This is a genomic window from Dysgonomonas mossii DSM 22836, assembly GCF_000213575.1.
GTDB lineage: Bacteria > Bacteroidota > Bacteroidia > Bacteroidales > Dysgonomonadaceae > Dysgonomonas > Dysgonomonas mossii.
Map to the genome: position 1 here is coordinate 776611 of NZ_GL892004.1, position 12736 is coordinate 789346.

Annotated in this window: 11 protein-coding genes; 6 read left to right on the top strand and 5 right to left on the bottom strand. The window is 38.2% G+C overall.

Translation table 11 applies throughout. The features are described from left to right. The first annotated feature begins 32 nt into the window (after positions 1-32). From HMPREF9456_RS03345 to HMPREF9456_RS03365, 5 genes are all read left to right on the top strand, one after another. A complete protein-coding gene (locus tag HMPREF9456_RS03345) occupies positions 33-1316 on the top strand; it encodes an Nramp family divalent metal transporter (RefSeq protein WP_006842047.1) in 1284 nt (427 codons plus the stop codon). 148 nt (positions 1317-1464) lie between these two features. After that, positions 1465-1923 (top strand): hypothetical protein, encoded by a 459-nt coding sequence (locus HMPREF9456_RS03350; RefSeq protein ID WP_006842048.1) that lies wholly within the window; start codon positions 1465-1467, stop codon positions 1921-1923. Positions 1924-2039: 116 nt separating this feature from the next. Continuing rightward, positions 2040-2339 carry a Dabb family protein gene (locus tag HMPREF9456_RS03355; RefSeq protein ID WP_006842049.1) on the top strand — a complete coding sequence of 100 codons (300 nt, stop codon included), beginning with the start codon at positions 2040-2042 and terminating at the stop codon, positions 2337-2339. Next, the gene (locus HMPREF9456_RS03360; protein ID WP_018074648.1) at positions 2340-3005 is read left to right on the top strand and encodes a DNA alkylation repair protein; all 666 of its coding nucleotides are present in this window, start codon (positions 2340-2342) and stop codon (positions 3003-3005) included. Positions 3006-3010: 5 nt separating this feature from the next. Next, positions 3011-3316: a hypothetical protein gene (locus HMPREF9456_RS03365; RefSeq protein ID WP_006842051.1), complete on the top strand. Its 306-nt coding sequence runs from the start codon at positions 3011-3013 to the stop codon at positions 3314-3316. 48 nt (positions 3317-3364) lie between these two features. On the opposite strand, the gene HMPREF9456_RS03370 is transcribed toward HMPREF9456_RS03365, so the two are convergent. The 3 genes from HMPREF9456_RS03370 to HMPREF9456_RS03380 form a co-directional block, all read right to left on the bottom strand. After that, on the bottom strand, positions 3365-5575 hold the full coding sequence (locus HMPREF9456_RS03370) for a TonB-dependent receptor (RefSeq protein ID WP_006842052.1): 2211 nt from the start codon (positions 5573-5575) through the stop codon (positions 3365-3367). Positions 5576-5665: 90 nt separating this feature from the next. Next, complete coding sequence (locus tag HMPREF9456_RS03375) at positions 5666-6133, bottom strand: hypothetical protein (RefSeq protein ID WP_006842053.1); 468 nt, start codon at positions 6131-6133, stop codon at positions 5666-5668. A 101-nt stretch (positions 6134-6234) separates the two neighbouring features. After that, entirely contained in the window at positions 6235-9060 is a 2826-nt protein-coding gene (locus HMPREF9456_RS03380) for an FAD-binding and (Fe-S)-binding domain-containing protein (RefSeq protein ID WP_006842054.1), read from the bottom strand. A 341-nt stretch (positions 9061-9401) separates the two neighbouring features. On the opposite strand from HMPREF9456_RS03380, the gene eno reads away from it, so the two are divergent. Continuing rightward, entirely contained in the window at positions 9402-10691 is a 1290-nt protein-coding gene (eno, locus tag HMPREF9456_RS03385) for a phosphopyruvate hydratase (protein ID WP_006842055.1), read from the top strand. Between the two features lie 84 nt (positions 10692-10775). On the opposite strand, the gene HMPREF9456_RS03390 is transcribed toward eno, so the two are convergent. Both HMPREF9456_RS03390 and HMPREF9456_RS03395 read right to left on the bottom strand, forming a co-directional pair. After that, the gene (locus tag HMPREF9456_RS03390) at positions 10776-11792 is read right to left on the bottom strand and encodes a DUF6620 family protein (protein WP_006842056.1); all 1017 of its coding nucleotides are present in this window, start codon (positions 11790-11792) and stop codon (positions 10776-10778) included. A gap of 28 nt (positions 11793-11820) precedes the next feature. Then, positions 11821-12735 (bottom strand): BRcat domain-containing protein, encoded by a 915-nt coding sequence (locus tag HMPREF9456_RS03395; protein ID WP_006842057.1) that lies wholly within the window; start codon positions 12733-12735, stop codon positions 11821-11823. Position 12736: the final 1 nt, after the last annotated feature.

A 12736-nucleotide genomic window follows, 5' to 3' on the forward strand; every position in this document is an offset into this window, starting at 1 on the left:
AAAGATAATTTTGTATTCAAATATAGAACGTAATGAATCTTTTTGAAAAATTAAAGAAAGCATATACACGCATCCATCCCAAACCAAAGTATGGTGCTTTGGAGCTATTAAAATATATAGGCCCCGGATTGTTGGTAACTGTGGGATTTATCGATCCGGGTAACTGGGCTTCGAATTTTGCGGCAGGATCGGAGTTTGGATATGCCCTCTTATGGGTAGTAACGTTGTCTACCGTTATGTTGATTATCCTTCAACACAATGTAGCTCACTTGGGTATTGTGACAGGACTCTGTCTTTCCGAAGCGGCTAATAAATATTTGCCACGAATGGGCTCGCGGACTATATTGTGGTCGGCAATGGGGGCTTCTGTCTCCACATCGTTGGCTGAAATATTGGGAGGGGCTATTGCATTGAATATGCTTTTTGATATTCCTATTAAAGTGGGGTCTGTGTTGGTTGCAGTTTTCGTTTTTGCGATGATGTTTTCCAATTCGTATAAAAAGATAGAGCGTTATATTATTGCTTTTGTCTCCCTTATCGGACTATCTTTTATCTACGAGCTTTTTCTTGTTGATATAGAGTGGGGAGAGGCTGCACAAGCATGGGTAGTACCTTCGATTCCTGAAGGGAGCATGCTGATTATAATGAGTGTACTAGGTGCAGTGGTGATGCCGCACAATCTTTTTCTGCATTCGGAAGTCATACAAAGCCGTCAGTGGAATTTGCAAGATGAGGCTGTAATTGAAAAACAATTGAAGTACGAGTTTTTCGATACCTTTTTCTCTATGTTTATCGGGTGGGCAATAAATAGTGCGATGATCTTATTAGCTGCTTCAACTTTCTTTAGAGAAAATATTGTAGTCAATGATCTTCAACAGGCTCACTCTCTGCTCGAACCATTGCTAGGGAATAATGCGGTTGTGATATTTGCATTGGCATTGCTGTTGGCGGGAGTCTCGTCTTCTATGACTTCGGGTATTGCGGCAGGCTCTATATTTGCAGGCATGTACGACGAGCCTTATGATATAAAAGATATTCATTCGCGTACAGGTGTTATTATCTCGCTTGGAATAGCATTGCTAATCATATTTATGATCGGAGATCCTTTCAAAGGGTTGATTATCTCTCAAGCCATTTTGAGTGTGCAACTTCCAATAACTGTGTTTTTGCAGGTAAGGCTTACTTCATCTAGAGAGGTAATGGGAAAATATGCCAATACTCTTTTTACCAAAATATTGTTGTATGGCATAGCCATCGTTGTTACACTTCTTAATATATTGTTGTTGGTTAGTTTTTTTGTAGATGTTAAGATATAATCGATATTGATTGAATAAAGAACAGTTTTTAGGTCTGTTTTTCTCTCTTATAAATACGTAGTGAGTTAAAATATAACAGTAAGAGAGATCAGATTCTTTTTTGAATACGTATCTTTATCACTTGATTATTAATAAAAATCGGATAGTTATGAAAAAATATATTGTTTTTGCTCTTGTTTGTTCGATTGCTCTGGTTGGTTTCTCTAGTTGTGGCTCAAAATCAAAAACGGATAATACAACAGATGAAAAAACTGTAAAAACAGAAGTAAAAGGAGAAGCACCGAAGAAGAAATATATTAAGCTGGCCGAAAAAGCGAATGCTTCGATGCCGATGGTATTACCCGGTAATATACGCATGGATCGAGCCGAGGCTGTTTCTGCTACAGAATATAAGTATTACTACACTTTTACTCAAGAGCCTACCGTGTCTGTTGACGAATTTATTCGGAGTGCAAAACCTGCTATCACTATGGGGTTACGTGAGAATAAAGGGGAAGATCTCGATATGTTTCGTAAAGATAAAATGACAGTAATATTCGCTTATTATAAACTGGATGGTACGCTTTTTGCAGAGATAAAAGTGTCACCGAATGAGTACGCAGAATAATTTCTGCTTGTTTTTATCTATTAATAGAATGATTTAAAGAAAAAAGGTGACGATATAAATACGTGCAAAAAGTGTCACTTTTGTCACCTTTTGATAAAACCAAAATATAACAGAATATGATTAAACACATCGTAATGTGGAAGCTGAAAGATGAAGCTCACGGAAATGATAAAGCTACAAATGCAAAGCTAATAAAAGAGAAACTGGAAGCTTTGTCGGGCAAAATTGATGGATTACTCAAGATAGAAGTAGGTATCGACTTTTTAGGAGGTGGCAACTTTGATGTTGCTCTTTATTCAGAATTGAGTAAGAAAGAAGATTTAGAAATATATCAGAATCATCCGTTACATCAGGCTGTTCTTCCTTTTATCAGAGAGGCTGTAATAGATAGAAAAGCCGTAGACTTTGAGGTATAAATGCAAGAAGATATAATAAAAGACATTCGTAAGAGATGCCGTATGGCTATGAACGGCATCGTTTCAACAAACATGCGCCAGCGTGGTTTGGATTACAAGCTAAACTTTGGTTTGACTGTTCAGCAGATAAAAGATTTAGCGAAGCGTTATCAACCCGATTCAGAATTGGCTGAAACTCTTTGGGCAGACAATACCCGTGAGTTGAAAATATTGGCAACCCTACTTTATCCAACCGATTCTTTTACAAAAGAAAAGGCTGATGAATGGGTTTTATCTATTCCCAATCAGGAGATAAGAGAACAGGTTTGTGCAAACTTGCTTCAAAATGTGACATTTGCCAGAGAGATAGCATTGGAGTGGGCAAACTCAACGGTTACAGATGTCAGAGCCACTGGCTATTGGCTATTAGCTCGTTTGTTTATTGCTAAGAAGACTGAACCAGTAGCGGTAGAATTAATATCAACTATTTGGGATGATGTGATATCCGAGGATATTTTTCTGCGAAATGCTGCATTGTTAACTCTAAAACATATCGGTCGCCAATCTAAAGATATTGCAGATCGCATTCTTCAAAAATTATCTGCATATAAGGACGATGAAGATTTGATAAAGCAAGAGGCGTTTAATAGTATGGCTTTCGAGTTTGATTATTTCTTTGAGGGGTAAGAGTAATGTTTGGATTAGACTTCTCCCTCATATTATTCGTTGTTATTCTTATACCGGCTTATGTGTTGATAAAGCACTTCAAGGGTAGGAGAGAGCCATTGGCATTATTGATAATGTCTGTCCTTTCTATTCTTTGTTGGCTGCTGATAGGAGTTGTACTTTACTTTCTGGATATAGATATGCAAGCCACGGCACTGTTAGTCAATGTCTTGATCTTTTTACCTGTTTTCCTTTCCTCTCTTATCTTATTGATAAAGCTAATTCTGTTTGTAAGACATAAATATAAAAAGCGAGGTGAAATATCTCATTAATAATAGATACTTCACCCCGCTTAATATTTTAGATTATAACTACCTTAACTACTTCCCAATAGCATATCGTAATCCTACGTAAAATTTACGACCCTGAGTTGGTCCCCAAACCATTGTGGCATCAAAGTCATCACCAAATGGATTTTCGGCCGAGACGATCGGATTTTTTTGTTTGAAATCCGTAATGTTTTCTGCTCCCACATAGATACTCCAATTACGGAAGTTCTTAGTGATCTGTGCATTCAGTATTGTAAACGAATCGAATGTAGTTTTCCACAAAGGATTCACCGCATCAGGGGTTGGCATACGTCCGCCTCCGTTAAATTGGGCGGTAAGGTCGAATACCCATTTTTTTAAGCGGGTTTCGTAAGAGCCTGTTAGAAGTGCTTTGTAGTCACTTATAAGAGGTTTCTTCATTAGTTTATCTCCGTAAGTTGTTTTTGCATTTGTCCAACGATACGCCCCCAATATATTAAACCCTTTGAATAAGGGGTATGATGCTTCTATCTGATAACTATCGGCATACGATTTGCCCGATAGGTTATAGAACTTTACAGCATGAGGGTCGCTATCTACATCGGTTACCACCTGATTGTCGAAGTCGGTTCTGTACCACTCTCCCGATATGGTAAGTTCTTCTCCTCTTATTGGTATATGAAAAGATATGCTTGTGCCGTAGTTCCATGCCGACTCTTGTTGCAGATTATCTGCTATCTCTATCTTTCGGCTGCTTGCTAAGAAGTAACTGTTTTCAGGCATAACAAACACCGTGCGATAGCCCTTTCCTGCAGATGCTCTAAGGTTTAGCCACTCTACAGGCATATATTTTAAGTGCAGGCGTGGCGTAACAAAGGCTTTTTTGTGCAGGGTGCTGTAGTCAGTCCGTAATCCGGCTAGGGCTATGAACTTATCATCCTTGTTAAAGGTATATTGCAGATATCCTCCTGTTACAGTTTCCTCATCAGGCTGATTTGTGATTGGCTGAGTCAGATAAATTGATTGGTTGTATTTGTCCCAATTCATACTTAAACCTGCACTTAGTTGGTGCATCTTGCCAAACCCTGTTTCATACATTAATGATGCATACAGATTGTTTTCATATACATTGTATTTATCAGCGGCATACTTTGATTTCTGATCGTGGTATGAGCCTGTGAATATCAGAGCAATATTGCCGTTACGCTCTTCGTCTACAATGTATGAGTTCTTTGTGTAAAATTCCCCTCTGTTTGTCTTTACAGATATTTCGTATGGATCAGTATTAATGGAGGCGGAATTTAAAGTGTGCATTGTTTGCCCACTGGTACGGTAATCCTGTAAGAAACGAACGCCGAATTGTGAAGCATATTTGCCCGACATATAATTCCACCTGTTCATCATATTAAACTGGTGTTTCTTCGGCATGTCTAAGAAGCTGTCATCGTTGTCGTCATGTGATGCAGATTCATTCGAATAGTGTAGGAATACCCCCGTACTTAATTTATCATTCAAGATAAATGCTGCATCGGCATTACCTTCGTATCTTCCGGCATCGCTCGAAAATAAATTCAAGCTGAGAGGATCTGCGCTATTTGGCTTTTTATATTCTACATTCATTTGTCCTGTAATCGACTCATAGCCGTTCTTTACCGAAGCTGCACCTTTAGATATCTGTATGCTTTCCATCCATGGCCCGGGTATGTAGTCCAGTCCGTATACTGAGGCTGCTCCTCTAAAGTTAGGATAGTTTTCTGTTAATGTTTGCACGTAAGTTCCGGCTAGTCCGAGCAGTTGTATTTGTTTAGCTCCTGTTACCGCATCGCTAAAAGAGACGTCTACAGAAGGATTTGTTTCGAAGCTTTCGGAAAGATTGCAACATGCCGCACGGTGTAATTCTTTGGTTGTTATTTTTTCGGTATTCAGAAGGCTTGTCCGAGATTTGATTGTTCCCGGCACAGTTCTTTCTACAACTACTTCGCCTAATTCGGCATTTTCTTGCAATACAACGTTTTGTGTGTCTGCAAAATCATGTATGTGGATAACTTTATCTTCAAATCCGACATACGATATGGCGAGCATGTGATCTTTGTGTGGTGTACCCGATATTTCAAAATAACCATGTTCGTCAGTCATTACTCCTGCCTTTGCATTCTCCCATCTTACAGATGCACCTATTAAAGGCTGTTTTTGGTTGTCGAATACATATCCTTTCAAGATGTCTTTGCTAAATGCGAAAATGGGGATGAGGAGAAGTAGAATAAATATTTTAAATGTTTTCATTTGAATTCTTATTATTTGATTTGTAAAATACAATAGAGACTTTGTTGTATACCATATCGGTACACAATAAGCTGATGTGTATTACAAAAATCAAATAATAAGTACGCGAATGAGGGACAGGTATTCACGAGGTGGAATATCCGGTGGAGATTCGAATATAGGATTATCTTGAGTATATAAAGAATTATCTGTAAGGATACTCAAAGGAATAGTTGGAGAAGCATCAGATATCCAAACGAATGGCACAGATACTATCGGCCTGAATGAAGAGGCGTCAATATCTATAGATAAACGAGAGGCGGTGCAAGATATATCTTGAGTGAAAGAAGTGTCTCCGCACGATTCATCGTGTGATACATCTTTGTGCATCGAACAGCAATCACCTTTCTGCTCCGCTTTCTGATGTTCCAGAGAACAACATGTATGTTGCTCGGTCATGAAAAGGGTTTGCTCGCTACATGAGTTGCAGCAGTAGTTTATAATTGTAACCCCCGCACCGGTAAGAAACACCGTAGCGGCAGCAATTATAAGAATGAAATTTTGTGCAAATCTTTTCATATCAAATGCAAAGATATGAGAAAATTATAGACATATATAGGTTTTAAGTTTTTTTATTTAGAGTGATTCTATTTAGTCTTTTCTATCGGTTGTCTGTTTCTCTACTTCGTTACTTCATCAATCAGATAAAATATAGACTTGAAATTTATATCGCTGTATTCGCTCATCCCGATTTCGCAAGTGCGGCTCGTAGAGTAGCCGTCTTTACATCCGGCAGGAATTTGTTCGTTGAGGTGTCTTTGTCCGTGAGCATTCAACTCGGGATATGTAAATCCTCTGTCGCCGGCAAAACCGCAACAATTCGTATCCACAAAGGCAACCTCTTTGGCGCATAACTTGGCCAATTGCAAAAGCTTTTGTTCCATACCAATCTTCTTGACTGAGCATACAGGGAAAACAGTCACTATATTACGAGGGTGTTTGATTTCCAGCTTAGGCATCACAAAGTCGAGCATAAACTCTATGGGGTCATATATCTTTAAGTCTTTACTCTCGTATGCCTCATGAAATGTATAGAAGCATGGACTCATATCAAATAGAATAGGATATTTCCCATTTTCGGAAGCTTTCAATAATGCACTTTCCAGCTCTTTCGATTTGCGGGCACCTTCTTCTTTCAGACCTTTACTGCTAAACGCCATTCCACAACAAAGGCTATTGATACCCTCCGGATAAATAATCGTAAATCCTGCACGTTGTAGAAGTTCCTGTGTCTTTTTTGTCAATTCTACATCGCCCTTTTCATAGCCGTTTGATTTGCCCATCGAACGGTTTATACACGAAGGAAAGTAAACAACTTTGTCTACCTGTCCTTCATTTATTATCATATCCTTTATCTTGCTCGCACCCTTAGGCATATCCTTATTCCATTTTGGAATCGTTTTTAGAGATAAGGTTCGCATCGTAGAGGCGATTCCACCCATCAGTGTATCACCTAATATAGAATGGACGAAGTGAACAAAATTAAGTCCCCCTCTTGCTGCCGAGGTAGTCCCGGCCATGCGGTTGCCAATATAAGACGCTACTTTTTTTGCAGTGTCGGATGCTTCTTCGTGTCGGACATGCTTGATGAATTTGCCTGTATCTATTTTTACAGGACAAACCAATCCACAAAGTCCATCTGTAGCACACGTCTCGTCTGAATAATACTTCGCATCATCCAACATTTGTTTCAATCGTGAAGGGTCTTCACCTAATGCTTTTAGTCTTGATATTTCACGAGCAATAACGATCCGCTGGCGTGGCGATAGGGTTAACCCTTCAGCAACACAGTTTGGTTCGCAAAAGCCACATTCCATACATTTATCTATTATATCATTTGCTGCAGGAAGAGGTTTCAGATTTTCAAGATGTATCTTGGGGTTCTCGTTGATGATTACCCCCGGGTTTATAAGTTTATGAGGATCAAAAATATTTTTAATCTTGAGCATAATCTTATAAGCAGCTTCTCCCCATTCTTTTTCTACAAAAGGAGCCATGTTGCGTCCTGTTCCATGCTCAGCTTTTAATGAACCATCAAACTTATTGACAACAATGTCGGCCAGTTCGTCCATCATGTCTGCATACTTCTGTACCTCGCTCGGACTGTTGAAGTCCTGAGAGAACACGATATGGAAGTTTCCGTCAAGAGCATGTCCGTACAACACAGCATCCGCATATCCTAAACGCTTGAATAAGTCTTTTAAAGCCACACACGCATCTCCCAGTCTATCTATAGGAAACGCAACGTCTTCTATAAGACATGTTGTTCCTGTTTTTCGCAGGCCTCCAATGGATGACAGAAGTCCTTTGCGAGCTTTCCAGTTAAATTTATATTCTTTAGGATCGGATGTAAATTTATATGGTTGTATTGTGGGATATGCTTCAATTGCCTTGCGGATGACAGCCTCCTTTTCATTCATTTCGAGTTGTTCGTTGGCTTGTATTTCTACCAGCAGCAAACAGGCTGTTTCGGGTAATGTCCGAAAATATGAAGGAGCTTCCGGATCGTCTTCGATAGATCGTATAGAATCTCTATCGAGTAATTCTACTGCAGACACAGGTGTCTTTTTGAGCATAGGAACTACTTCACAGGCTTTCTCTATGGTTTCGAAGATCATTAGTGCACAAGCTTTATATTTCTCGTCCACAACCGTATGGTAGGTTATGTCGGAGGTGAAAGCGAGTGTCCCTTCCGAACCAATCATCAGGTGTTTAATGATATCGAAAGGATCTTCATAATCTACTAATGCATTTATGCTATATCCTGTCGTGTTCTTTATTTTGTATTTCTGTTTAATACGCTCCGTAAGCGTGTTGTCTGCTTTTATGCTATCTCTAAGTTTTTCTATTTCACGGATAATTTCAGGGTGTTTTTCGGTGAAATCCAATTTACTTTCTTCATCCGAAGTATCGAGGATAGTACCATCATAGAGGACGATGCGGATATCTGCTATTGTTTTGTATGAGTTCTGATCTGTACCACAGCACATTCCGCTCGCATTGTTCGCGGCTATACCTCCGATCATTGCGGCATTGATAGATGCCGGATCGGGACCTATTTTACGACCAAATGCTTGTAGGTGAATGTTTGCTCTTGCTCCGGTTATTCCGGGCTGTAGTTTTATCTTTAAAGCTTCATCATCAAGAATCGTATATTTCCGCCATTCGTGTGTTGCTACCATCAGTACCGAGTCGGTTATCGCTTGCCCCGAAAGGCTTGTGCCTGCTGCCCGATATGTTACCGGAATATTAAGTTTTCCTGTCTGACGTATTACTTCTACAGCTTCTTCTTCTGTATGCACTTGTACTACTATTTTAGGTATCAGGCGATAAAAACTTGCATCAGTACCGTATGCTAATAGTTGCAGAGGATTGGTGATAATTCGTTTCGACGGAATTGTTTTAGATAATTCTTTTTTCAGTTGCTGATAATTATCAGGTAACATAGTATTTAGCTTTTTAGTGATCAGTATAGATAAACGGTTTCAGAAAATCTATGCAATTTATAAAACATATTTGAAATAGAAGTAAGTTTTAGACTTATTTCAATAGTGAGTAGATGTGATAAAAACCTAAAAGATGAACGAATTATTTAGAGGTCTGAGGTTTATTTTGTATATTTATTATTCTTTTTAGTTTTGAAGATATGAGTTGCTAAAAAGCATAAATTGATGTATTTTTCCTCTGCTATAATTTATTAAATACAAGAAAAAAGACTAATTTTGCTACTCAAATTTTAACAAACAAAAAACGAAATACATTATTCATTTTTAAACAAATAAAAACAATGAGAATCGAGAAAATTTTCGCACGTGAAATCTTGGATTCAAGAGGTAATCCTACAATTGAAGTTGATGTAACTTTGGAATGTGGCGTGGTTGGTCGTGCTGCAGTACCATCTGGTGCTTCAACTGGTGAAAACGAAGCTTTGGAACTTCGCGACGGTGACAAAAAACGCTACCTTGGTAAAGGTGTAGTGAAAGCTGTTGACAATGTAAACAAAGTTATCGCTCCGGCTCTTTTAGGTGAATCTGCTCTTGATCAAAGAGGTATCGATTTGAAAATGATTGCCCTTGACGGAACAAAGACTAAGTCTAATTTAGGAGCTAATGCTATTCTTGGTGTTTCGCTTGCTGTAGCTAAAGCTGCTGCTAACTACCTTGAACTTCCATTGTATCGCTATATTGGTGGTACTAACACTTATACTCTTCCTGTACCGATGATGAACATCATCAACGGTGGATCTCATTCTGATGCTCCTATCGCATTCCAAGAGTTTATGATCCGTCCGGTAGGTGCTCCTTCTTTCAAAGAAGGTTTACGCTGTGGTGCTGAAGTATTCCACGCTTTGAAGAAAGAATTCCACGACAGAGGACTTAGTACTGCTGTAGGTGACGAAGGTGGTTTTGCTCCAACATTGAACGGAACAGAAGATGCTCTTGAATCAATCCTTAAGGCTATTAAAGCAGCAGGATATGAGCCGGGAAAAGATGTTACAATCGCTTTAGACTGTGCTGCTTCTGAATTCTTCAAAGGTGGTGTTTATGACTATTCTAAATTTGAAGGTCCTAACGGAGCTAAACGTACATCTGCAGAACAAGTTGAATTCCTTGCAAGCCTAGTAGCTAAATACCCTATCGATTCTATCGAAGATGGTATGGGCGAAAATGACTGGGACGGATGGAAATTGCTTACAGACAAACTTGGAGATAAAGTTCAGTTGGTAGGTGACGACTTGTTTGTAACTAACGTTGAGTTCTTGAAAAAAGGTATAGAAACAGGTTGTGCTAACTCAATCCTTATCAAAGTAAACCAAATCGGTTCGCTTACTGAAACTTTGGATGCTATCGAAATGGCTCACCGTGCAGGTTACACTAGCGTAACATCTCACCGTTCGGGAGAAACTGAAGATGCTACAATTGCTGACATCGCAGTTGCAACTAACTCAGGCCAAATCAAAACAGGTTCATTGAGCCGTTCAGACCGTATGGCTAAATACAACCAATTGCTTCGTATCGAAGAAGAACTTGGAGACAAAGCTGTTTACGGATGGCAACGTGTACAACGTAAAAAATAAGAAGCAAACTTCTTGATATTACAAAGGCTGTTCCGATAGGGACAGCCTTTATTTGTTTAGTTTCAGTATATGTTCGATTTTCAATTAAAATTGAATATCATCTGCAATATTTCCTCCTTGCTCTTGTGCAAATATCTTTTTATACTCTTCCATCTTATTCTGCATATGGCGGGTATACTTTAGAGTCATTTCCATATCAACATGTTTCTGATCTTGCTCCATATGGAAAGTCGCTATTTTCTGAAATTCTCCTAAAGATACATGATAGTTATCCATAATCCATTGTGAACCGTCTAAACCATATTCATAAGCGGCACTACGAGCTCCACATAACTCTTCGTAGAAGAAGCGATCATTTTTCATTTTTTCTAATGTTGACTTTCCTTTTTCGGAAAGTTCGACAGCCGCACCGCTTAATTTAGGGTGTTTGTCTGAGGTTCCGTAATATTGGCTAAATAAAGTTGCTACCTGAAACGTTGTGTCTTCCTGTATTCGTTTTGCCCAGATAGTGCTCACCTCTTGATATATGACCATATCGATACCCAGTTTAGATAATATTGTGTTAAGATCGCTTCCAGAAGCCAGGAAATAAGATATGGCAGCATAATCCTCTAAACTGATACCGTGTATAGGATCCAATAATGGGTTGCTGTTGTCATGTTTAGCATTTCCGAAAGAAGTTACTCCAAGGTGTTCCATTTGATTCACTTGTTCCCATTGCAGCATCATATTGGTGTTTGCTCCTGTCCACTCTTGGTATACTTGCCTTCTTACATTAATATAATAGTTTCTTATATCACTTTCCGAAACTTTATTATTCTCTGCCTCATCTTCCTTAATGAATTTTTGTACTATCCTTTCTACTTCTGCATCAAACTCTTCTACAGTATAATTTGTTCCATGAAGTGTGTTAGGATCTAGTTCTACTGCGGCCTTTTGTCCTCTTTCAGAGTCAGCCCATTCATTATCACTTTCTTCTTCGGTCTCAACCTCTATGTCAGCAACAATTAGTTCTTCTTGTGAAGAGTTTTTATTTGTTTCTTCCTTTTGCTTATCGCTTTCCTTCTCTGAATCAAATAGATTTAAAAATTTTTTCAACATTTTTGTTCATTTTTTAGTAATTACTCTATTATTGGTTTGCTATGTAGTCTTTTATCCAGCTTTGATAAACTTTTTCATTGTATTCTTTTAAATCGGGAATTATCTTATTCCACTCGTCGAACATGGCTCTCATATATTTTATGTAAAGTTTTGGAGCTTCTTCTATTGATTGTTTTCTTTGGATTTCCAACATGTTTATTTGTTTTTCAACCTCTATCTTTTTTTGCATGTTCTTTTCTAAAATAATACTCAATTTAAGATTATGTATTTGATGATAAAGATCACGTTCCTTTTTTACTTCTCTTTCATAATTTTGTAACAAGTGTTTGGTGCGTTGTTCTGCTAATGTTCTACTCAAATGTTCTAATTGAGATATTTTGCTGCTTGGTCTATAGGTGTTTTGAGTTTTACAAGAGAGACATTCTATATGTGTTGCATTAAAGAATATTTTTTCCAGTATAATGTAGTTTCCGCACTGTGTACATTTAAATTTGTTTTTTGTAAGTTCAAATTCATGTAAAATAGCTTCATATTTTTCTTCCAAATTAATATATTCTGCTGCTTTTATTTTATTATACCAAATATATGCCCTGTCTGTAAATTCTCTCAATAGTGTAGCACAGATTTCCTTCTTGTCATATATTACTTTAGATGATTCTTCTGCAGGGTTATTTACTTCCATTTCATCAAACTCATTTCTTACTTTTTCAGCAAATACGCTGTCTGCTTTATGAATAATATGCAATACTTGTCCAAGTACCCCTGAAACCATTCGATGGTAAGCCATTTTGTTGATATCTTTATCCATCTTATATGTTTCTGCAAGTTCTGGAATGGATACCTCATATAGTTCTACTAATCGATCTTCTAATTTCAGAATGAAATTCCTCCAGCGTAGCTCTATTTCATCAGCGGAATTGTTTAAGTCGTAGCTTTTTGCCATA

Coding starts and splice junctions, on each gene's coding strand:
- HMPREF9456_RS03345 (WP_006842047.1), top strand. CDS start 33: ATGAATCTTTTTGAAAAATTAAAGAAAGCATATACACGCATCCATCCC.
- HMPREF9456_RS03355 (WP_006842049.1), top strand. CDS start 2,040: ATGATTAAACACATCGTAATGTGGAAGCTGAAAGATGAAGCTCACGGA.
- HMPREF9456_RS03365 (WP_006842051.1), top strand. CDS start 3,011: ATGTTTGGATTAGACTTCTCCCTCATATTATTCGTTGTTATTCTTATA.
- HMPREF9456_RS03360 (WP_018074648.1), top strand. CDS start 2,340: ATGCAAGAAGATATAATAAAAGACATTCGTAAGAGATGCCGTATGGCT.
- HMPREF9456_RS03370 (WP_006842052.1), bottom strand. CDS start 5,575: ATGAAAACATTTAAAATATTTATTCTACTTCTCCTCATCCCCATTTTC.
- HMPREF9456_RS03380 (WP_006842054.1), bottom strand. CDS start 9,060: ATGTTACCTGATAATTATCAGCAACTGAAAAAAGAATTATCTAAAACA.
- eno (WP_006842055.1), top strand. CDS start 9,402: ATGAGAATCGAGAAAATTTTCGCACGTGAAATCTTGGATTCAAGAGGT.
- HMPREF9456_RS03395 (WP_006842057.1), bottom strand. CDS start 12,735: ATGGCAAAAAGCTACGACTTAAACAATTCCGCTGATGAAATAGAGCTA.
- HMPREF9456_RS03375 (WP_006842053.1), bottom strand. CDS start 6,133: ATGAAAAGATTTGCACAAAATTTCATTCTTATAATTGCTGCCGCTACG.
- HMPREF9456_RS03390 (WP_006842056.1), bottom strand. CDS start 11,792: ATGTTGAAAAAATTTTTAAATCTATTTGATTCAGAGAAGGAAAGCGAT.
- HMPREF9456_RS03350 (WP_006842048.1), top strand. CDS start 1,465: ATGAAAAAATATATTGTTTTTGCTCTTGTTTGTTCGATTGCTCTGGTT.